Here is a 22,271-nt window from a genome sequence, read left to right as displayed (position 1 = left end):
TCCAGTGTAAATTCAGGTCGTATTAGGCGCAAAGATGGCCAAAGTGAAGGACTGCAAAGCAACCGTCTGGATAGCTATCAAGGGCGGTACATAAAAACAGGGATCATACGCTACTATTCATAGCAATACTCTCTAACGCAGGGTTTTCTATTCGAGAGATTCAGTTTAGAAATAATAGTCTTGAATAGATAACAGTCCTGAATAGATAATAACGACTCAATTCCTTCATTCTTGTAATACGATACCCGCCCATGCGCCTAGATAGATTTATCTGTAGAAGCACTGACCTCAGTAAAGAACAGGCAACACAAACGATAAAAACCGGGCAGGTATACGTAAACAGTTCCGCGATTCATGACCCGAGAGTGCAAGTTCATGAGAACAATTTAATTACACTTAAGGGGGTTGAACTCAGACCTCGGCCTCCACGCTACATTCTTATGCATAAGCCTGCGAATACAATCTGCTCTAATATTGATGAAGCCTACCCTTCCCTATTTAATTACATCAGTATAGATAAAGCCTCAGAACTGCACATTGCCGGACGCCTTGATGCAGATACTACAGGGCTTGTTTTAATCACGGATGATGGCCGCTGGTCCTATCAAATTACGCAACCTAATTATTTATGTGAAAAGGTCTACCGAGTTCGCTTACGCTCGCCACTCACTGAAAAGGCGGAATTAGCACTTACCCAAGGTATATTGCTCCAAGGAGAGGAAAAACCGACGCGCCCCGCAAAACTGACTGTCGTTGAAAGCTCTGAGGTTAAAAGCACAGACTTTAAAAGCAATGAAGTTAAAGCTACTGAAAACAAGAGAACTGAAGTACTGCTAACAATTACAGAGGGACGCTTCCATCAAGTAAAGCGTATGTTTGCCGCAGTCGGTAATAAAGTGTTGCAGTTACATCGTGAACAAATCGGCCCTATTCATTTGGATGTCAAGGAAGGCCAATGGCGTTTTTTAACCCTTGAAGAGATAGATGCCTTTACCCATCAATAAATTGACCAGAGCTATTTGACCTGAATTACTCGCCCCGATCTTATACAATAGCTTTTATTAATCTAGCGCTAAAGCTCACCGATAACATAGAGCAACAAACGCTATTTAAAATAGAAGACCCGTTAGCGAGAGCACGAAATAGGTCTCGTTAAGCACTGTTTAAAAAGATGAGAACTCCCTAATACCTGAAAAACTACGCGTACCCGCATTTTAATCTGAGATGTACACTTCAAACGTTTCTTCTAGGTTAAACTCAATCTCTCTAATTCGCTCAATGGCTATGTCATCTAACAGTTGATCAGCACTTAGCAGCAGAATTCCCTCTTCACTAATTAAGTCACGACTCAACTTCATTCCCTTTCTAAGTTGATCCGTATGAATCGTTTTATCACTCAGCATATCCCCTGACTTACCGAGTAACTCACTCACTTCAGCTAAAATGCCCACAACCTCTTGGTTATAACGCTCCGGGGCCGTATTCTGCATATACCCGATCGCTTCGGTAGTGCTGTATTGACGCTCATCATAGGACCCAGATACCAGTTCTACATAATCAGTTACGACACAAAGTACTTGAGCTCTTAGGCTAATTTCCTCTCCCTTTAAGCCCTTCGGATAGCCTGTGCCGTCTAGATACTCTTTGTGCTGCAAAATTATCTGGCCTGCAGGAAACAGAGGTTTAACCATTAAACTTGCTGCTTGAGCTAACAAGGGGTGGGTTTCATACTCTCGCTGTTGCACCGGCTCTAACTTTAGGTAAGGCGTTTTTAAAAGGTCATCTGAAAAACTTAATTTACCTATTTGTCGTAGCTGCCACGCATAATAAAGCTGCTTTAAATCAACTCCGGCTAAGCCTAAACGCGAGCCTACGGTTACTAAAATTCGATTTAATATATGGTGCTGTTTAGAAGCTTTTACACCTAACCGCCTAGCCGTTAGAGACGAAAACATGCGAACAACTGAACGATAACTATTTTTTATACGCGCATTAGCGTGCTTAAGCTGATCAGTCCTCGCTTGGACCTTCTCATCCAAGGAGATGTTCAGCTCCTCAAGCTCTCGGTTTTTTTCGTGAGCTTCAGTCGTTAAACGTTGGTTATCCTGCTTCAGAATAGCAAGTTCAAACCCTTTTTTAACCATTTTGAGAACATCTTCGTCCTCCCATGGTTTCAACATAAAACGACTAACCTTGCCGCGGTTAATTGCATCAATAGTCGCTTGGGCATCAGAGTAACCTGAAATAACAATACGCTCGGTTTCAGGGTACAGCGCTGCAACTTTCTCTAAAAAGCACTCCCCTCCCATCTCAGGCATACGCATATCGCTGATCACAATATCAACCGGTTCATTCTTTAATAGCTCTAGCGCTTCAATAGGTGAAACTGTAGTGATTATTTTACATTTAAATACACGTAACAAACGTTTGAGCGAACTTAATACCGCAGGCTCGTCGTCCACTAAAAGAATACTGTTGTCTTTATATTCCATCGTTTAATGCATCCCTAATTTAATCGCTCTCAACTACTGAGAAAAACAGTTTCATCCATTAATCGTCACTTTAGGTAGGATCCGACAGATTCGGTTTCAGCGGAAGAACAACTGTAAAGCAAGTGCCTTCCCCCTCTACACTAGTAACACGAATATCACCCTTATGCTCATCTACGATAATACCGTAAGAGATTGCAAGACCAAGCCCTGTGCCCTCTCCTACCTGTTTCGTCGTAAAGAACGGGTCAAACAATTTACTGATACTCTCTTTCGGTATACCGCAACCATTATCACGGACACTGATCTCTATATTGTCACCCTCGAGAGAACTAGATACGTTTATTACACCTTTTTCTTGTATTGCATGGCTCGCATTCATAAATAGGTTTAACAATACCTGTTTAATCTGACCCGGTAAGCAATACGTCTTAGGAAGCTCACCCAACTGCAAATCAAGTTGGCAGTGATATTTGAGTTCATTATTTGCTACTTTTAAAGTCGTAGTTATGCACTCGTTTATATCTGCTAACTGCATCTCATCTGATTGATCGACATGTGAAAACGCTTTGAGGCCCTTAACAATATCTTTAACCCTAACGGATCCCTCTTGTGTATCACGCAACAGCTCCGTCAAATCTTCATTCATGAACTCTAAATCAAAATCGTTAATGCTCTGCTGTATCCTCAGGTACTGCTCCTTACGCGCCATTGAATCTTTTAGTTCAAATAGCTTTTGATACTCCGCTACCAATACCCGGTAGTTATTCACATAGTTTTCTAATGTAGTTAGGTTACTTATCACAAAACCGAGTGGGTTATTAATTTCATGAGCAACACCGGCAGCAAGCACACCCACTGAAGCCATTTTTTCCGATTGCAGCAGTTTGGCTTGCGCATCTTTTATCTCACGATTGGCATGTTCAAGTTCTGAATTTTTTAAGACGAGTTCTTCAGTACGTTGGGATACGCGCTCTTCCAAGGAACGGTTCAGTTCTTTCAGCTGGCTTTCAACCTCATCTCTTCGTTCACTTACCTCTTTTAAACTAAAAGCCATTGCATTAAATGCATGCGCCACTTCAGCAATTTCATCCTGCCCTTTTACTGGAATTTGCACCCCTAAGTCACCTGAGGAAATAGATTTAGCGGCAGCACTGAGGAACTTAAGTTGACGCGTTAGATAAGTACCTAAGATTAAGGAAAACAACGCCACTAAGCTCATCTCTAATGCAGCAATAGTGGCGCTCTTATTCTGGGCCTCATCAATTGTTGATTTTAAACTTTTTATATCTAGCCCAATTTCAACCCGACCATAGGTTTCACCACCTTCGCTAATATCAGCAAAGGTATCAAAAATACTGTCATGAACGGTTTCAACTTCTGTATCTGAATGGAAAGGAGTTGCTAAAGCATTTTTATCACCGGCTTCAGCAAAAACCTGCCCTCCCGGCCCCAACACTCTGGCATAAACTAGATCAGGGTTTTTCAAAACTTCATTCACAAATGACTCTAATGAGGCTAAGTCATAGCTCAAAACAGCATTTTTAGACGTCGTCGCAAACAACGTTGCAGTCGTCGATGCACGTTTAATGAGGCCTTCATAGTTTGTCTCTCTTAAATAATCCAATGTCATAGAAATTAAGAGCAACAATAAGATTGCCTCAATAATAGCGATCCCTAAAATGGTTTTAAGTCGTAATGACACAATAAATCCCTTTTCTAAACCACTATTCAGCTAACAAGAGATGCTCTAACAGCTTAATATTTAGCTCCCTTACATCATCCCAATCTTTATCCTCAGCCATCGCTAAAGCTTTAAAATTGATCGATGCTAAAAGCTCCTGCCCTTCAGGATCATCATTCATACCCAGTAGCGCTTGCTGAATTTTAGTTTTTAGGTCATGTGAAAGCCTTGGATGCACGGCAATTGCGTGAGGGGTATAACCAGGTGTACTCCATAAAACGCGAAGACCTTCTCTAACTTCTGGCGCTGTGTTATTAAACGTTCTCATTACGCCTCCACCTGCGGGGAATAGGCCTCGTGAAACCGTTAGATAGACTGAATCATGGGATGATACATACTTAGGCGTAATATCGATTCCATCTTTAGCCATTTTTGCTCGAGGCAATACACTAGCAGCAAATGCTGCGGGAGCAGGAAACGCTAAAGTTTCGCTAGTTAATTCTTCTAATGAGGTCAAAGGGCTATCTTTTGCTACAACGATAATGCCCTTAATCTGTTTGTCTTTTTGCTTAGCAATCGCTTCATAACCAGGCTTTTGATGAAATACTGTATAGTGATAGGGATTCATGTAAGCGATATCATACTCCCCAGCCAATACTCGTTTTTCAAACGTAGGAATATCATTTGCAGTACTAAATAAGACTTTTACACCGATTTTCTTACTCAAATAAGCATTGATAGGTGTCCATAATTTAGCCAGCTTTTTGGCTGATTGCTGTGGAACAATGCCAAAACTTAAAGTATCAGCCCAAGCGGAAGGTGATATTAATAAGGTAATCAAAACTAAATAAGCTAATCTATTTTTCATGAGAAACTCCCGACGTAGTCAGATAATTGAGCATTCTTAAGTAAATTAGGATCTAAACTTTCTAAAAAAACATCCATCTCCATAAGGCTACTGTCACCTTTAACAAGTGTTTTCACGAGATTAAGCTGATAGATAACGGGGTCTGTCTCTTGGTTTTTTCCCGGCGATGATTGATGACGAACGGCATCAACAATACGTTGATCAAATCCCCACAGCTTAAGTAAAAAACTACCTGCAAGATCAGAACTAATATTGGAATTTTGACCTGCGAGAACCAATTCACCAATGTTATGTAAAAGCCCTGTGAAATATGCTCGTTCTGTATCTTCTCTACTTAATTGTGATGCAGTAGCTAGCTTCACACATCCTTCAGCTATTCGCTCAGAACTTTTAAGTAGCTGATTATGCAGATCCAAATCTCCTTTCGCGGTATATAGTTCAAAACACAGTACTAATTTACGAACTAAATCATGGCCTAAACGAACCACTGCATCATGAGCGGAATAAGCAGGCACAGCAGCCCCAAAAAAAGCTGAATTCGCTAACTGTAAAATTTTTGAAAGTACCGCTATATCATGACTGATAAGCTCAGCTACACATACATAATCGGGTTCATCAACAGAATTCAAATAGGTAACAAGTGCATCATAATTAGCTGGCAGTATAGGTAAATTATCGATATTCCCAATGCCTGCACGTAATTCATCATCTAGCTGGAAAGTGCGCAGGCACACGGCTCTTTCAATCACCGCAACGATTTCATCTAACTCAAAAGGTTTTGATAATAGCAAGTGCGCAATACCCGCAGACTCCACTACCGTTTCATGGCTAATATCACCGGACAATATGACCCTAACCGCATCAGGGTATAACGTTTTAATTTCATTCAGGAATTCAGCCCCATCAATCTCAGGCATTTTTTTGTCAACTACAACAACCCAAGGTGTTGAATGCGACATCAAATCCAACGTTCTACTTGGCGATGATTCAAAGACCATTGTCCAACCTTTCAAACGTAAGCGTAGTGCTCGTCGCAATGCTCCTAGTACTTGAGATTCATCATCGAGAAAATAAACTGACGCTTGATTCACATTCATAGTACTGACCTCCATATCCACCTACTGTATAGCCACACTATTAGAATGAGCGATATCACCCCAATAATTTTGTGATAATAATTCTCTAAACTTCTCTGCCGTAACTGGAGGACTAAAATAATAGCCCTGCACTTCATCGCATTTCATTTTCTGCAAGTGCGTTAACTGCTCAACAGTCTCAACACCTTCGGCTACAACCCTTAACCCCAAATCATGCGACATAGTGATCATATTTTTTACGAGACTATTTTTTTCTTCGGTATCTGAAAGCTCTGATATAAAAGACCGGTCGACCTTTAATGTATCAACAGGCAAGCGAGTCAGATAATTAAGAGAGGAATAACCTGTTCCAAAATCATCTATGGCAATTTTTACACCTAAGTTTTTAATCTGTTCTAACACCGTAATACTGTGTTCAATATCTTGCATCAGAAATGTTTCTGTTACTTCTAACTCAAGAGACTCTGGCAGCAAGCCACTACGCTCGATAATTCCCCTGACCGTCTCTACAAGATCATGTTCTGTCAGCTGCCGCCCCGATACATTCACTGACATAATAAATTTAGGCAATCCCTCTTTTTGCCAACAGGCGCTTTGAATACTTGCCGTAGATAACACCCACTCACCAATGGGGCCAATTAACCCCGTTAATTCAGCCAGCGGGATAAAACGGTCCGGCGAGATCATTCCTCTTTCAGAATGCTGCCACCGGATGAGCGCTTCAGCACCTAAAATCTCACCGCTCCTTAATGAAATCTTAGGTTGGTAATAGAGTGAAAACTCCTCTCGATTTAACGCATGACACAACTCACTCTGTAAACTCACCATATCGTCTTGGCGAAAATCCATTTTATCTTGATAACGTGGATAACAATTAAAGCCTTTCTCTTTACTATAATTTGCCGCAATCTGAGCAGCCCGAATAAGCTTTTCTGGTTGTTTAGCATCGTGGGGGGCTACCGAAAAGCCTGCACTAAACGTTAGCATCACTTCACGGTTGTCAAACTCAATTAACTGCTGAAAAGGGGAAATAAGAGAGTCAATTAAATCTAAAGCTGACTGCTCTGAAAGAACTCTTGGTACTAAAAACACAAAATCTGCACCATTCATCTGACTAAACTCAACCCCTTCAGGGGTCGTATCATGAAAAATAGATGCGATATGTTGCAGTAATTCATCTGACTTTTGATAGCCAAAACTATCATTAAAATGGCGGAAATGACGAATATCTAAATATATTAATGTCTGAACCTCTTCACCACTCAATCTCTGTGCTACATGGTCCATAAACATCGTTTTAACCGACACGCCACTCCCATTTCTATTCTTTTTAATAGGATGATGACAACCCGATTGAATAAGTGTTAGTTCAAACTCCCAACGACGGTAAGCTGCCGGTCTTGAAACAATCTTCAAGATACCCTGAGTAATAGGTTCAATCACTTCCATTTCAACCGGATCGGATAAGCATAAATTTTGCTGCTCTCGTATAGAAAGGTAAGGTAAGAGCTGAGTTAACGAAGAGCCTATCAATTGAAAATCACTACACTTGAAAAAATCTCCAGAATCTATTCCTCCGGCAATAACCCTGCCCATCTCGTTTATTGTTATGCAGGTTGACAATATCTCTTTTTCTTCAATATCTTGGGATGTTTCCCAGTGCTTAAAGGCATCTTCAACCGTTTCTATTAATTGAGATTCATTCCAAGGTTTCTCTAAAAATTTATACACTGCGCCACTATTTAATGCAGCAATAACAGATTCTAGGTCAGCGTAACCACTCAAAATCAGACCTAAGGTCTCTGGATGTTTTTCTTTGATCTCAATGAGTAATTCACCCCCAGTTTTATGAGGCATACGGTAGTCAGACAGAACGACAGGAAAGGCCTGTTTATCGACAAGTTCTAAGGCTTCTTCAGGGCTATTAGCGGTAGTGACGTGAAAACCTGATCGATGGAAAATTCGTTTAAGTGACCTTAATATTGATGATTCATCATCTACAAGCAGGAGAGATTTTTCCATGACCTAAGCCCTTTGGTTTATCCATTAATTCACAATCAAACATGGATCTAGTTATTAACAATTAATCCCTGAGGTGACTCAAGCATTTTCTCAATGCTTGCGAGTAGTTCCGAATTTGCAAACGGTTTCTGCAAGTAAGCATCCGCCCCGACTTCTAATGCTTCCTGCAGCTTGTCATCCTCCAAGGCCGAAATAACCAATATGCGGGTATGACAAATCCCTGGGGTTTCTCTCACAAATTTAATCACCTCATATCCATCAATCCCTGGCATACTTAGATCCAATGTCATTAAAGCCGGCTTATCTTTTACTAGCCTACTTCCTGCCCTAAAGCCATCTTGCGCTAGCGCAGTTTCATAACCTGCTCCTCGAAGTACACGCTGAATAGCTTTGGCAATTTGCACTTCATCATCAACAATTAAGATCCGATTGCTATTAACTACTTCAACTTCCCTTAAATCATCTGGCACGGGAATATTGTGGCGATGTAAAAAGGCAAGAAATGCCTCTTCAGTTACTCGATTATTCCCTCTTCCAGGCAACTTAAAGCCCTCGAGCTCTCCTTTATCTATCCATCGAATAACTGTTCTCAAGTTCACATCGCAGTATTTTGCAATGTCACCGGTTGAAAAGGTTTTCATCGGTTTAACACCTTATCTAACTAAAACTCAGCCTTAATTAGCCTTAAAATGAATATGGTTACAAGAATAGCACAAATGTCGCATTTGTCACCAAAAACATTAACACCAGCAACAAAAAATAGAACTAAAAGTATAAGCCATTGTTTTTTAAGGAAAACGAGATAACACCATAATGACATTTGCGACATTAGCGCATTTTGACTATATTATATCGAGACCTTAGCAGACACAGCATGTACAGTAAGAGGCAACTTATGACAGCCATTAGCTCACACTTCTCCAGTGAGAAAACAGAACTGAAGCTTTCGAATAGTCAGCTCTGTGTTTTGTGTGTAGATGACGAAGTCAGCGTGCTGAAGGCACTAAAGCGTCTTCTAAGATCACCACATTATCGAATCTTCACTGCATGTAATGGTCATGAAGGGCTTGAGATCGCAAGCAAAGAATCTATCGATATCATCATTTCAGACATGAGAATGCCTGAGATGGACGGCGCAGAATTCCTTAGCCATATAGCCAAAGCTTACCCATATACGGTGCGCATACTTCTGACTGGGTATTCTGACCTGAGTTCAACAATAGCTGCTGTTAATAGCGGAAAAATATCCTGTTATTTACAAAAGCCATGGAATAATGAAGAACTCTTACTCACCGTTTCACAATGCTCTGAAAAGCTAATACTAGAAAATGAAAACCGCCGCTTAGTCAGCGAAATTGAAAAGAAGAACCGCTCACTAGCGTCGTTAAATAATTCGCTAGAAGAAAAGGTTAAACAAAGAACACTACAGATCCGCACTACTCTTGGTAAGTTAAAGTCGGCTAATTCAGTTATCAAAAATAACCTAAACGCCACCATTCGTTCATTTTATAATTTAATCAGCTTAAATCCGTATTTAGGTGGTAAATCCTCTTTAATAATCAGTGAACTATGCTCGCAAATAGCCCATAAAATGCTGGATTCACCCAAAGCAATTAAAGACATTCAACTTGCAGGTCTTTTATGTGAACTCGGCATGCTAAGCATGAATGATGAGATATGGAATACCCCTATTGAGGAACTATCCATTGATCTTAAAAAGATCTATCAATCATCATCACAGCAAGCTTATCTAGCTTTAAGCCCTGCCACACCTCTTAAGGATGTAGCGACTATTATCTTATATCAGCATGAAGTTTTTTCAGGCGAGGGCTGCCCTAATCACTTAAGCGCAGATGAAATACCTTTAGGCTCAAGAATCCTTTCTGTTGCCCGAGACTATGTCTATGCCACCTCCGGTCGTCTACATACCGCGCGACTCAGCTCACAAGGGGCTATTGAATATCTTACTCAGCGTGCGAATCAACAATATGATCCCCAGATTGTTAACCTTTTACCTCAAGTAATCGACGTAATTAATCATAATACTCTGGCAAAAAACGAGAGAATAATCGCAATCAGCGATATTACCCCAGGCATGTCTTTGTCACGTGACGTGCTAAACAGCAACAATATATTACTACTGCCAGAAGGACATACTTTTAATGCTGACTCATTGATGCGTTTAAACAAGTTTCTAACGGCTGACAATAATCCTGTAGAAATTTTTGTTCTTACTTAGGAGCCACCCTATGAAAAATGTCATGATCATTGATGATGAAACTCAAGTTCTGAAGGCACTTCAACGACATCTTGTAAGAAAAAACTGGAGGGTTATCGCTTTTAACAATCCCGAAACTGCTCTAGATTACGCCAAGTATGGAGTTTTCCCGGTAGTTATTTCAGACTACCGAATGCCAGAAATGAATGGCGTGGACTTTTTGAGGCAATTCAATAAAACGCAGCCATACTCATTTAAAATCATGCTCAGTGGTCAGGCTGATATTCAAGCAATGGGGGATGCGATAAATATTGCAGAAATTAACCGTTTCCTACATAAACCCTGGGATAACAAACAATTAGCTCAAGAGATGGAACAAGGACTAATAGCATTCAAACAGAATATGGGGCAACTTCAGTACCTAAAAAAGAAAACAATGACTAAAGCTGAATTCATACAGTGGAATGAAAAACTACTCGAACAGATGAGTCCTGGCATTACTAAAGTGCGAAGAAATGAAATGGGCTGGGTTGAGGTAGAATAATAAACTAAGGAGCTAGTTATGAAAGGCGTTGTGTTTAATGTTCTTGAAGAAATGGTTATAGAGCAGTGCGGTATGCTTGCGTGGAATGAAATACTTGAAAGCCAAGCGCTTGAGGGCATATATACAGCAGGTGAAAGCTACCCTGACAGTGATTTATTTGGCCTAGTCGACTGCATTTCCAAACAGACTGGTATTCCAGCCGAAACCTTAGTCGGTGCCTTTGGCGAACGTTTATTTAAAGGGCTAGCCGATCGAAACCCTATGTTTATTGATGCGGAGAGTACACTAAAAGGCTTTTTAAAAAGTGTTCATGACGTCATCCATATTGAAGTTCGCAAGCTCTATGAAAACCCTAACTTGCCTGACTTTGAATATGAAGATGGCGCCGATGATACTTTACTAATGCGATACCGTTCCCCAAGAAAGCTCTGCATCCTAGCAGAAGGTCTCATTCGTGGAGCAGCAAGCCATTACGACACCCAAATTACGATAGATCACCCAGTTTGTATGCATAAAGGCTCTGATCACTGCGATTTAATCGTGAAGTTTTTGTAATGGACGAACAAACACAAAATAATGCTTACGAAGCCGCATATGAACGTGAAAAGCGCGCCCGCTTAAAAGCAGAAGAGATCCTAGAAAACAAATCAAGAGAACTCTTTCTGAAGAATGAGCGCCTTCAAGAGAGTTATGATTTGTTACAAAAGCAACAAGCTGTAATGCTACAAAATGAGAAATTAGCCACATTAGGAACGCTAGCAGCCGGCATGGCTCATGAAATCAACAACCCCCTTGCCTTCGTTAAAAGTAATATTGAATCATTAACGAAATACCATACGTCTTATTCGCGACTCGTTTCTTTTATTCAAGAAGCGACTAATGACTTACCAAAAGGCACACAAACTAAACTAACGAAACTATTCGACGAAGAAGATATAGAGTTTATTCAAGAAGACCTTCCAGAACTCATGACGGATACCGTCGAAGGCCTAACACGGGTTCGAGATATCGTCATGAACCTACGAAGCTTTGCGCGAACACAATCAACTGACCGTTCTACAGCTAAGCTAGTCGATGGCATAAAAAGCACTCTTAAGCTACTGCATAGCGAGCTAAAAAATTCAGTTAATATGCAATTAAACCTAAATCCACTCCCAGATATATCTTGCAACCCCAATGAATTAAATCAAGTATTCCTCAACTTAATTATCAATGCTAAGCAAGCAACAGCAGATCAAAAACGTCCAACTATTACAATATCTAGCGATCAGATTGATTCTGAAATTGTTATTAAAATTTCTGACAATGGTTCTGGCATGAGTGAAGCCGTACAGAAAGAAATATTTGTACCTTTCTTTACGACTAAACCAGTCGGAGATGGCACCGGAATGGGACTAGCAATCGCTCACGGTATCATTAAAGATCATAATGGCGAAATAAGTGTCAGCAGTATAGAAGGCGAAGGGACTACCTTTACCATTAAACTCCCGATAAACTAGTCTCAGCTTTTTAAGCGAGGCACCAAGGAAGTCCACGCTAATTCCAACAGCCATAAAAAAGGAAATTGTCTTAATGCTTAGCAACGCCATCATTAATATCACTAACCTTCGACTACGTACGTTTATTGGTTTTAATCCTGATGAAATGAAGAAGCAGCAAGATGTTGTCATTAATATTGAGATTCAATACCCCGCTAGTAAGGGCTTTGCAGATGATGATGTCGAGAAGGCCCTTAACTACAAAACAATTACCAAAGAAATTATTCAGCATGTAGAAGAAGGTCGATTCTTGCTGTTGGAAAAGCTCGTTTCTGATGTTCTAGAAATATGTACTGTCCACCCTTGGACGCGATACGCTAAAGTTACAATCGATAAGCCTCACGCACTAAGGTTTGCTGATTCTGTGTCGTTATCACTTGAATGGAATAAAGACTAAGGGGCCCCCTGCCCTCTTAGCATTTACCGTTGAGTGCTCCCTGTGCAGCCTAAACTAAGTAATTGAAAACGTAACTAACGACTCAGACCTCCTAACAACAGCGCCTTTATTTCATACAATTTCTTGTATTTTTCTCATTCCCTTCTAACCTTGATCTATATTCGGACACATGGATAAACATATCTCAGAGAGAGGGTTAGATGGATATTAACCAGATTAATTGTCTTGTTCGCGAAGTAATAAATAAAGAAAACGCCGCTCAATGGTTCTCCTCAAACGACCATAGAGCCTTTAGCCAATCCTTAATTGGCCCTCTCAATGAGCATGATATCGTCGCCTCAATTCTTGTGGATGTCATCGATGAACTTTTACAACGCAAAGCAGAGGATATGTTTGCCGACTATCGCGTGGGCGAAGGCGTGACTATTTTAGAAAAAGGCCATTCAATACCTGCGACCGTGATCAACCATGAAGACAAATACAAAGTTGTGGTGCAATTGGACAAGATCGCAGCCGATGGCCATTTTGAACGCGATCAACAAGGGGAACAGATCAACTTTCACTGCTCACATGATAGCGTTTATGTTCACTTTGAAGGGCGCTCATTAAGCCGACTAATTCAAGGGAGAAGATTCATAGACTATTCCCCAGAGCACCTTGAGCATGAACTAGAGCGCTTAGATACCAAGAGCGCCACAGCCATCTAAATTATGTTTTAGTATCGTCTTCAGAAAACAAAGGGATGGGGGCATCCATAACAACAGCAATGGTTGACACTATTTCGCGCTCTAGCGCACTGACCACACCATCTTGATAAATACAGTTTTTAATTCCCGTGAGTAAGCGGGGTTTTAAAGCTGGGTAACTACTACTAAGTTTGTTAACCGATTGAATAAAACCTTCTTGATCACACTCGCTCTTAGACAACAAGCTTATGTTATATAAACCCGCTGATCCCGCTCCACGGTTAAACGCCCTTTCAGCTAGCTCTTCACTCTCATGACCATAATGGGCAAGTAGTGATAATACTAGCTGGTACTCACCTGACACCTGAGATGCTTTTTTAAATTTATATTTAATCTCTTTACGCGGCTCAAATTCACCCACCAAATAATGACGGATAAGCTGATATAAACACCATTCAAATAGATCCGTTCTTTTATCTGCACGTATGAGCAGTAATAATGTGCGTTTAAAAGAAACATATTGTTCTTTAGACATGCATTTCAGCGCAGGTAAAAGCAGTTCAATAAGCGGCAAGCGAGAGCCTACGCCTACAGGCTCAATTAAAGGATGCAGCTTTTTTGTCAGTTCCACTAAACCTGAGAAGCCACTCTTTTCAACCAACACCAACTGCTTCTGTTGCAAACTAGGCTCTGCATGGAGCAGAAATGCGTAACATATTGCAATCGCACCTAAAGGGTCATGAGCTTGCTTATGCAATTCAGCGGGTATGCCATCAATTTCATTGCGTAACTGATCTAGATCAGAACTACCAGAAAATAGGTCTTGAGAGTCGACCCCAGCGGTGACAGCAGCACCGGTCATCACCGTTTCAACAAACCGTTCCTTTTTTTGCTGTCGCGTCTCTTCATCACCCTCTTGCTTACGCTGTCGCGTAGGTGGAGTTCGGTGAAGATAATTACCATCCCAATCAGGATCAACTTTTAAAATTCTATCTACAAGCGGTGGATGGGTTGCCATCATACTGCTCAGATGCTGGATCGCCTGGCCAAAGAAGAGATGACTCACCTCACTACGGTGAGAAGCATTGATTTCAGTGCCGCTACCATAACCACCGATCAGCTTCAGTGCATTTGATATCCCCTCGGGATTACGCGTAAATTGAACAGCACTCGCATCAGCCAAAAACTCACGCTGTCTACTTACAGCAGCCTTAATCAGATTACCAAAAAAGGTACCAAGCCAACCGATAAACATCAGGGCAATGCCAAGCAAGGCGGCTCGACCATCCGAACGACGATGGCCACTTCCCCGAGCAAGCATTTCACCCATTATCCCAATAAAGACAATGCCATGTAGTAAAGCAATTAAACGAAGATTTAAGCGCATATCTCCATTTAAGATATGACTAAATTCATGCGCAATAACGCCTTGAAGTTCATCGCGCTTGAAATGCTCTACAGCACCTTTAGTCACTCCTATCACCGCATCCGCGGGTGTATTACCCGCAGCAAACGCATTGATCCCAAGCTCATGCTCTAAAAGGTAAACTGGAGGCACTGGCATACCTGACGCCAGCGCCATCTCCTCTACGACATTTAATACTTGCTGGTGATTAGGGTCATCTGAATTAGGATAGAGACGTACCCCGCCGAGCGATTCAGCAACAGCCTTTCCGCCTGCACTGAGTTGCGCCCATTTATATAGAATTGCACACAGAACACTGCCACCAACAGCAAGGCTGATTAAACCAAAGGAACGCCAAGAAAACAGGCCCGCAATTGTGCGGGTGTCCGTAGATGAAATCACACTGATACCGCGCTGCACATTCTCCTCTTGGGTCACAAACCAAAAAGTAAGCCCTATAAGGATATTGGTCAGCATAATAAGACTAAACACAGCTACCAAGAACAGAAGTACTAGTCGCCCAGTATTCTTACGCGCTTTATCCTGTTGTGTAAAAAAATCCATTCTGTTTTAACCTAAAGTTAACATCGCATTCAATTTATTTAGGCAGCTCAGGGAGCTGCAATATGAATGCAAAAATTAAAAACTGATTTTAGGGGCAGACTGAATCTCCTGACTATCTTCAAACTCTAACAAAGATGCATCACGCGGGTGTCCAAACATGGACGCAAAAAACACAGGAGGGAAAGACTGGCGGTAGGTATTGAATGCCGTTACCGCATCATTAAAGGCTTGGCGAGAGAAAGCAACGCGGTTTTCCGTAGACGTTAACTCTTCAGAAAGCTGCATCATATTTTCATTAGCTTTTAGGTCAGGATAATCTTCCATCACAATATTCATTCGCCCAAGGGCGCTTTGCAATGCATTCTCAGCCCCCGACAGTTGCTGAATCGCATCATCTGTCAGGGTAGCTGCTGCACCTTTCAATAAAGCAGACGCTTCGTTACGCGCATTAATGACCGCTTCCAGAGTTTCACGCTCATGACTCATGTAGCCTTTAGCGGTTTCTACTAGGTTAGGTATAAGATCGTATCGGCGTTTTAATTGCACTTCGATTTGAGAAAATGCATTTTGATGCCGATTCTTCAAAGTAACGAGCTGGTTATAAATACTGACGACATAAAATACTGCACCAAGCACGATCACTAAAAAAACAATTGTACCGACTTCCATTGCTGACTCCTTCCTAAACATGACGATCTAAGAAATGACTATTGATCTACCTATCATTCCTTCCATAGAACTCGACTATAAAACAGAAACAGCATAGTGGGTAGAGATTAAACTTAAGATCCCACGTAGCAGCGATTAATAATCCGCCCATGTATTACCCCTTCTCAATCGGGACAGAGGCAAGAATGTAATTTTATAGAATTATCTGCCCTAAAGATAACCTCCCTAGAAGAAGGACTTTTGTCATATTTTAAGCTATTTTTTATACCTACTGTAGAAAACTAGGGACTTGTTCACAGGTCCCTTAGGCTGTGATACCTTTATTTAAAACAATAAAAAATTATTACTAGAGTGAACTCAGTATGGAAGATAATAAGTTTCGATTAGTGACCCGTAGCGATTTCGATGGGCTTGTATGTGCGGTACTACTTAAACATTTAGACTTAATTGATGATATTAAGTTTGTTCACCCTAAAGATATGCAAGATGGTAAAGTTGATATATCTAATAGAGATATTACAACTAACCTCCCCTATGTGCCTGGGGTACACCTATCCTTTGACCATCACCTATCTGAAACCATCCGTAATGAAGGACAAAGAGACAATCATATTATTCTACCTGAAGTTCCCTCTGCCGCCCGTGTAGTTTGGCAGCACTATGGTGGCCATGACGCGTTCCCTGCGAGCTGGGACGAGATGATGGAAGCGGTTGATAAAGGTGATTCCGCTCAATTTGATAAGGAAGAAGTACTTAATGCAGAAGATTGGGTGCTCCTTAATTTCCTCATGGATGCACGCACAGGCTTAGGTCGCTTCCGAGAGTTCCGCATATCGAATTATGATCTAATGATGGATCTCATCGATTATTGCAAAAATCATAATATCGATGAAATTCTTGCCCTTCCCGACGTTAAAGAACGTGTTGATCTCTACTTTGAGCAGGAAACAAAATTCAAAGAACAGATACAACGCTGCTCCACAGTACATGATAATTTAGTTGTCCTAGACCTTCGCAACGAAGAAACCATCTGGGCTGGTAATCGCTTTATGATTTATGCCCTTTATCCACAATGTAATATTTCTATTCATGTCATGTGGGGACTAAAACAGCAAAATACCGTGTTCGCTACCGGTAAATCGATTTTTGACAGAAACTCTCAGACAAACGTGGGTGAGCTCATGTTGAAATATGGGGGTGGCGGTCATCAAGCGGCAGGCACTTGCCAAGTCAGTAATGACGACTCAGAAAAAACGCTCAATGCGCTTATTAGTACCATCACTACAGACGGATAGAAACAGCTCGTTGATCAATAAGACAGCTAACTGCTTCTTATTGATCAACACACATCACCCGGTAATCGCTAACAGTTACAGGGCCAATTATTACGAATATAAATAACTACTTTCCTTGTTTACGGCGTTCAGTAATAACCTCTCCAGCAACACCCCAATTGTCTGTGTTTACTTCATCTATAACAACAACTGTCGTTGCAGGGTTCTTATTCAGAACATCAACCAACAACTGGGTAGTCCCCTCTATTAGCTGCTTTTTCTGTGCAGCTGTTACACCTTCATCAGTAATCTTAATATTTACATAGGGCATCGCTGATCTCCTTAACGCATGAAATAAAGAAACCTAAGCTTATACACAGCTGCCGAACAACACTAATAGATTGTAGAGAAGGATCTATTCACTAAAATAGAACATTATGGAATACACCGTGAGATTACCGCGATGCAAGTTAGGTCGTAGTGACTAGAAAATGATGTTTATTTCATCTCATAAGGGAACTAAGTAGAGTCATCGCACTCTATATAACTCACATTAATTGTTAGGGCCATCTTAATACAACACAAAGCACTTACCTAAGCACTTATCTTAAGCACTAGCGAGCCTAGAGTATTATGTTCATAAACTTAATTCCAAACGGTTAACTCTCTTGAAATCAGATCAGCCTCGCTTTATCTATGTTCTTGATCCAATGTGTAGCTGGTGCTGGGCATTCAAACCAACAATAGAAACGCTCAAAAACACTTACCCCGATTATAAGTGGGAGTTTTTATTAGGCGGCCTTGCTCCAGATAGTAATGAGCCGATGCCGTCTGAGATGCAACTTAAACTACAATCTATATGGATGCATATTGAGCAACAAACAGGCACACCTTTTAACCACGATTTCTGGATAAAAAACACACCACGCAGAAGTACATACCCAGCTTGCCGCGCTGTTATAACTGCCGAAAAACTATTATCTGGTAGCAGTTACAATATGGTTCAGCTGATCCAAAAAGCTTATTACCAAGATGCACAAAACCCTTCCGACGATATAACCCTTATTAATTTAGCGGAACAATTAGGGCTTAATACAGCTCAGTTTTCTGCAGAATTGAACAGCACAAACACCAAACAGTTATTAGAGCAGCAAATAAACCAAGCACATAGATTAGGCGTTCAAGGGTTCCCAAGCCTGTTTATACAAACAAAAGCGGGGATTACTCCTTTATGCTACGGCTATAGCGACACAGAAAAAACTATAAAAAGAGTTGAACAGATAGCTAAAGAGCAGAGGAAAAACTAAATACAGGAAGGAAAAACAAAGGGGGATAAAAATAGCGAGGCTGACGAATCAACCTCGCTCGACGCTTATTCAGTCACGAACAACTGAAACGTCTTCAGCCTGTAGGCCTTTGTCGCTTTCACGAACATGAAAACGCACCTTTTGACCTTCCGCCAAAGAACGGTGGCCACGACCACGGATATTACGAAAATGAACAAAAACATCATCATCTTCGCCACGAGTAATGAAACCGAAACCTTTAGACACATTAAACCACTTTACAGTGCCCTGCTCACGATCATCATTCTCATCAATATACTCTTCTTCAGCACCATTAAAAGCTGGAGCCTCAGATGGAGTATTGTTACCAGAAGCAGCAATAAAAGATGCAGCAAATGTCACAACAAACACAACTGCGATTGCAGCAATATTAGATAACTCAACTTCTATACCAGCTACCGAACCTAACAGAACAGGAACCAAAACAGCGGCGATAGCACTCACAATCAGACTACGAATCAACTGATTAACCCTCATTTATTATATTGTCATTTATCACATTAAAAGCACTTGTATTGACAGCGTAAATTAATATCCCTGCCAATTAGAGAGGTATATCTAATTTTATGATTTTTTTCAACAGCTTAACTAAAATAAACACTAATAGACGAGAGATTAGCTCAACATTTAAGCATTTAAGGTATTCTTTAGGATGACACCAATTTTCAATACAAAGAATCCAACCTGTTAATATTTACTCTAAATCAAGTCTCTTAATAAATAATTAAGCACAAAAAACGCTACCTTTCGCTGAGCGTTCCCCTCTTAAATTACTCTACATTTTTATGCAACTTGCTTGGAAAGCACTACCCATTAAGCTAGGCTACCACAGTGTAATTGCCGACTTTTCATTAGTGCATTCTAAATACGGCTAATTACTCTCCACTTCACTCTCGATTGCGTAAAAGCCGGAAACATAGATGACAGACCAAGAACGTATTGATGAGTTAGAAACTCGCGTCGCATTCCAAGAAGACACATTAGATAAGCTGAACAGTATCGTTTCCTCGCAAGAGATTGAGATTCAAAAATTAACACGCATGATGAAAGTCTTTAGCCAGCAGGTTAAAAACCTTTCTATAGATATGCCAACAAACCGACCTGAGGACGAACCCCCTCCTCCACATTACTAAGGTACAGGGTCCATGATCTCAATATTTAAACGTGGTATTTATAAAGTTGGCAGCCTCTTTATCAAATCAGTAACTCGGCCGAAACTGGTTAATCCTCAACTACTTTTACCTGCGAGATCACCCTCAGATTCAGTTTTCTACATTCTTGAATCCAACAGACTGAGCCATAAACTACTACTGCGCGACCTTTTACAAAAACAACAGCGCGGAATAAGTGATGAGCAGATACTATTCGCAGATTCGAAAGGAAAAACACCGTTACGAGAAATTCTTGCCGAATTGGTTAAAACCCAGCGCAGTAACCATAGTTTAAATACACTGATAGTACCTGTTGCCATTTTTCATGGCCGCCTTCCCCATAGAGAGAAATCCTGGCTCAACCTTCTATACGCTGAAACATGGCACCGCGCTGGGAAAATTGGTAGCGCATTTCAGCTATTAGTTAATGGTCGACAAACACTCGTACAGATAGATAAGCCGCTGGAGCTGAAACAACTACTAGAACAGGAAAGCGATGATGAAACAGCGACAAGGAAAGCCGCCAGAGTCCTTAGAACACATTTCAGTATTATTCGTCACTCGATTATTGGCCCAGATCTGTCCCACCGCCGAACATTAATTAATCTCGTGCTCAATAACCCCGCTGTTCAAAAGGCGATAGATCAACAAGCAACCGAGCGCGGTACCAGCAGGCATCGCATTGAACGTCATTGTGTCAAAACACTAGATAGCATCGCCGCAAACTTTAGTCCAACCACCACACGTCTTGTTGACCCTTTGCTTAACTGGCTCTGGAAGCGCTTATATAAAGATGTACGGATTAGCAACATCGCTCGAATTCAAGAAACATCAAAGAGCCACCAGCTAATCTACTTACCCTGCCACCGTAGTCATATGGACTATTTATTGCTCTCCTGGGCACTTTATCGTCACGCCCTCATGCTCCCACATGTTGCGGCAGGCGATAACCTCAACATTCCAATTATCGGCCCCATTTTAAAACGCGGCGGCGCTATTTTTATGCGACGCAAATTTCATGGAGACCCTCTCTATGCTTGCTTGTACAAGACCTACCTTGAACAGATGACGCATAGAGGCCACTCACTCGAATACTTTATTGAGGGAGGACGCAGCCGAACAGGTAGACTCCTTCCGGCTAAAACCGGCTTATTATCCATGAGTATCGACTCCTATCGCGATAACCCACAAAAACCTGTAGCGCTAATTCCAATATGGATCGGCTATGACCGCTTAGTCGAAAGTAAAAGCTACCAAAGCGAGCTCTCAGGCGGCACAAAGCAGAAAGAGTCAATTGCGAATTTACTCAACACTTCACAGATTCTTAATGAAAAATTTGGCAGTACACTCCTAAGTTTTGGTCAACCTATTCTGCTAGAAGATCATATAAACCATTCAGCTCCTCTTGACTCTGATGTTAAAAACATCTCAGCTAAAGTAATGAGTGGAATCAACCAAGCAGCTGAAATAACCCAAAGCAGCTTATTAGCCACCTGCATGCTTGGAGGTAGCCACTTACAATCAACTGCAGAACTAAGCGATAAGAGCTCTAGACTGTTAAAGCTCATTAAAGAGCTCCATCCAAGCGCTACGTTAACCCCCGAAGGCAAACCATCAGACTGGATTAACGAAGCGGCCAAAATGGGACAACTAAACCAAAAAATGAATTTGCTTGAAATAGACCAAACTCAAGCTCAAGAACTATGCTTCTACAGAAATAACATTCAGCACTTACTAATTCTTCCCAGTATGTACCTCCTGCTAGTACACCGACTTGAAAATACCAATGCCCAAGTGATCAATCGTACGATCCGTATGATTTACCCTTTTATTCAAGCAGAGCTTTTTCTAAACTGGAATATTGAAGATCTCACGAAAACACTGCGTTCAATGAGGGCAACTTTGCTTGAACATAACCTCCTTGAAGCGTCAGCAGAGAATAGCTGGAAAACGACGACTAACCCATTGGTTAATACTCTCATACTCACTGCTGAACCGATCTTACTTCGCTACTACATTGTGATTCGCACTCTCTCACGTTACAAACAGATGAGCCGAAGCGACCTCATTGAAACCAGCCAAAACATTGCTGAGCATATACATAGTGAGTATGGGTATAGCACACCCGAATATAAAGATAATCGAGTATTGGAATCATTTATCAAACAGCTACAAACAATGGATTTTTTAACAGGAGAGGAGGACAGACTGAAGTGTAACTTTGATACGGATATATTGTTCTTGCAGGCCAATAAAATATTACGACCTCACATGATATCGATTATCGACGCCAAGCTCCGAATAAACATCGCATAGAAC

21 protein-coding genes are annotated in these 22,271 nt (G+C 41.1%); 11 read left to right on the top strand and 10 right to left on the bottom strand.

Translation table 11 applies throughout. The annotated features are described in order from the left end of the window. The first annotated feature begins 251 nt into the window (after positions 1–251). The gene (locus B4K11_RS18305; protein WP_292954336.1) at positions 252–1,004 is read left to right on the top strand and encodes a pseudouridine synthase; all 753 of its coding nucleotides are present in this window, start codon (positions 252–254) and stop codon (positions 1,002–1,004) included. Between the two features lie 210 nt (positions 1,005–1,214). Here the strand turns inward: B4K11_RS18305 and B4K11_RS18300 are convergent, their stop codons facing one another. The 6 genes from B4K11_RS18300 to B4K11_RS18275 form a co-directional block, all read right to left on the bottom strand. Beyond that, positions 1,215–2,492 (bottom strand): HD domain-containing phosphohydrolase, encoded by a 1,278-nt coding sequence (locus B4K11_RS18300; RefSeq protein WP_292954339.1) that lies wholly within the window; start codon positions 2,490–2,492, stop codon positions 1,215–1,217. 70 nt (positions 2,493–2,562) lie between these two features. Then, a complete protein-coding gene (locus B4K11_RS18295; protein WP_292954342.1) occupies positions 2,563–4,194 on the bottom strand; it encodes a sensor histidine kinase in 1,632 nt (543 codons plus the stop codon). Positions 4,195–4,216: 22 nt separating this feature from the next. After that, positions 4,217–5,041 carry a phosphate/phosphite/phosphonate ABC transporter substrate-binding protein gene (locus B4K11_RS18290; RefSeq protein ID WP_292954345.1) on the bottom strand — a complete coding sequence of 275 codons (825 nt, stop codon included), beginning with the start codon at positions 5,039–5,041 and terminating at the stop codon, positions 4,217–4,219. Continuing rightward, positions 5,038–6,138 carry an HDOD domain-containing protein gene (locus tag B4K11_RS18285; protein WP_292954348.1) on the bottom strand — a complete coding sequence of 367 codons (1,101 nt, stop codon included), beginning with the start codon at positions 6,136–6,138 and terminating at the stop codon, positions 5,038–5,040. Before B4K11_RS18285 ends, B4K11_RS18290 begins: the two co-directional genes overlap by 4 nt. A 21-nt stretch (positions 6,139–6,159) precedes the next feature. Next, entirely contained in the window at positions 6,160–8,160 is a 2,001-nt protein-coding gene (locus tag B4K11_RS18280) for an EAL domain-containing response regulator (RefSeq protein WP_292954351.1), read from the bottom strand. Between the two features lie 47 nt (positions 8,161–8,207). Beyond that, on the bottom strand, positions 8,208–8,801 hold the full coding sequence (locus B4K11_RS18275) for a response regulator (RefSeq protein ID WP_292954354.1): 594 nt from the start codon (positions 8,799–8,801) through the stop codon (positions 8,208–8,210). 254 nt (positions 8,802–9,055) lie between these two features. On the opposite strand from B4K11_RS18275, the gene B4K11_RS18270 reads away from it, so the two are divergent. The 6 genes from B4K11_RS18270 (at position 9,056) to B4K11_RS18245 (ending at position 13,564) form a co-directional block, all read left to right on the top strand. After that, entirely contained in the window at positions 9,056–10,399 is a 1,344-nt protein-coding gene (locus B4K11_RS18270; protein WP_292954357.1) for an HD domain-containing phosphohydrolase, read from the top strand. Between the two features lie 10 nt (positions 10,400–10,409). Beyond that, positions 10,410–10,922 (top strand): response regulator, encoded by a 513-nt coding sequence (locus B4K11_RS18265; RefSeq protein WP_292954360.1) that lies wholly within the window; start codon positions 10,410–10,412, stop codon positions 10,920–10,922. A gap of 18 nt (positions 10,923–10,940) precedes the next feature. Continuing rightward, complete coding sequence (locus tag B4K11_RS18260) at positions 10,941–11,477, top strand: heme NO-binding domain-containing protein (RefSeq protein ID WP_292954363.1); 537 nt, start codon at positions 10,941–10,943, stop codon at positions 11,475–11,477. Continuing rightward, positions 11,477–12,421, top strand: a complete 945-nt coding sequence (locus tag B4K11_RS18255) for a sensor histidine kinase (protein WP_292954366.1) — start codon at positions 11,477–11,479, stop codon at positions 12,419–12,421. The genes B4K11_RS18260 and B4K11_RS18255 overlap by 1 nt, the downstream gene beginning before the upstream one ends. 73 nt (positions 12,422–12,494) lie before the next feature. Further along, positions 12,495–12,857: a dihydroneopterin triphosphate 2'-epimerase gene (gene folX / locus B4K11_RS18250; protein ID WP_292954369.1), complete on the top strand. Its 363-nt coding sequence runs from the start codon at positions 12,495–12,497 to the stop codon at positions 12,855–12,857. Positions 12,858–13,057: 200 nt separating this feature from the next. Next, positions 13,058–13,564 carry a hypothetical protein gene (locus B4K11_RS18245; protein WP_292954372.1) on the top strand — a complete coding sequence of 169 codons (507 nt, stop codon included), beginning with the start codon at positions 13,058–13,060 and terminating at the stop codon, positions 13,562–13,564. Between the two features lies 1 nt (position 13,565). Here the strand turns inward: B4K11_RS18245 and B4K11_RS18240 are convergent, their stop codons facing one another. Together B4K11_RS18240 and B4K11_RS18235 are read right to left on the bottom strand one after the other, a co-directional pair. Continuing rightward, positions 13,566–15,512 (bottom strand): M48 family metallopeptidase, encoded by a 1,947-nt coding sequence (locus B4K11_RS18240; protein WP_292954375.1) that lies wholly within the window; start codon positions 15,510–15,512, stop codon positions 13,566–13,568. Positions 15,513–15,587: 75 nt separating this feature from the next. After that, entirely contained in the window at positions 15,588–16,181 is a 594-nt protein-coding gene (locus tag B4K11_RS18235) for a LemA family protein (protein WP_292954378.1), read from the bottom strand. A gap of 362 nt (positions 16,182–16,543) precedes the next feature. Here B4K11_RS18235 and B4K11_RS18230 point away from each other — a divergent pair, with 362 nt between their 5' ends. Then, on the top strand, positions 16,544–17,476 hold the full coding sequence (locus tag B4K11_RS18230) for an exopolyphosphatase (protein ID WP_292954381.1): 933 nt from the start codon (positions 16,544–16,546) through the stop codon (positions 17,474–17,476). Between the two features lie 106 nt (positions 17,477–17,582). Here the strand turns inward: B4K11_RS18230 and B4K11_RS18225 are convergent, their stop codons facing one another. Beyond that, complete coding sequence (locus tag B4K11_RS18225; RefSeq protein ID WP_292954384.1) at positions 17,583–17,786, bottom strand: 4-oxalocrotonate tautomerase family protein; 204 nt, start codon at positions 17,784–17,786, stop codon at positions 17,583–17,585. A 337-nt stretch (positions 17,787–18,123) separates the two neighbouring features. Between B4K11_RS18225 and B4K11_RS18220 the strand changes: the two genes are divergently transcribed. Further along, a complete protein-coding gene (locus B4K11_RS18220; protein WP_292954387.1) occupies positions 18,124–18,762 on the top strand; it encodes a DsbA family protein in 639 nt (212 codons plus the stop codon). Positions 18,763–18,831: 69 nt separating this feature from the next. Here the strand turns inward: B4K11_RS18220 and B4K11_RS18215 are convergent, their stop codons facing one another. Next, complete coding sequence (locus B4K11_RS18215; RefSeq protein WP_292954390.1) at positions 18,832–19,278, bottom strand: cold-shock protein; 447 nt, start codon at positions 19,276–19,278, stop codon at positions 18,832–18,834. 443 nt (positions 19,279–19,721) lie between these two features. Between B4K11_RS18215 and B4K11_RS18210 the strand changes: the two genes are divergently transcribed. Both B4K11_RS18210 and plsB read left to right on the top strand, forming a co-directional pair. Then, positions 19,722–19,934, top strand: a complete 213-nt coding sequence (locus B4K11_RS18210; protein WP_292954393.1) for a SlyX family protein — start codon at positions 19,722–19,724, stop codon at positions 19,932–19,934. Between the two features lie 12 nt (positions 19,935–19,946). Next, positions 19,947–22,268 carry a glycerol-3-phosphate 1-O-acyltransferase PlsB gene (gene plsB / locus B4K11_RS18205; protein WP_292954396.1) on the top strand — a complete coding sequence of 774 codons (2,322 nt, stop codon included), beginning with the start codon at positions 19,947–19,949 and terminating at the stop codon, positions 22,266–22,268. Positions 22,269–22,271 lie beyond the last annotated feature (3 nt).

The organism is Neptuniibacter sp. UBA6509, from assembly GCA_002435145.1.
Taxonomy (GTDB): domain Bacteria; phylum Pseudomonadota; class Gammaproteobacteria; order Pseudomonadales; family Balneatricaceae; genus Neptuniibacter.
This window is presented reverse-complemented; position numbering and strand designations above follow the sequence as displayed.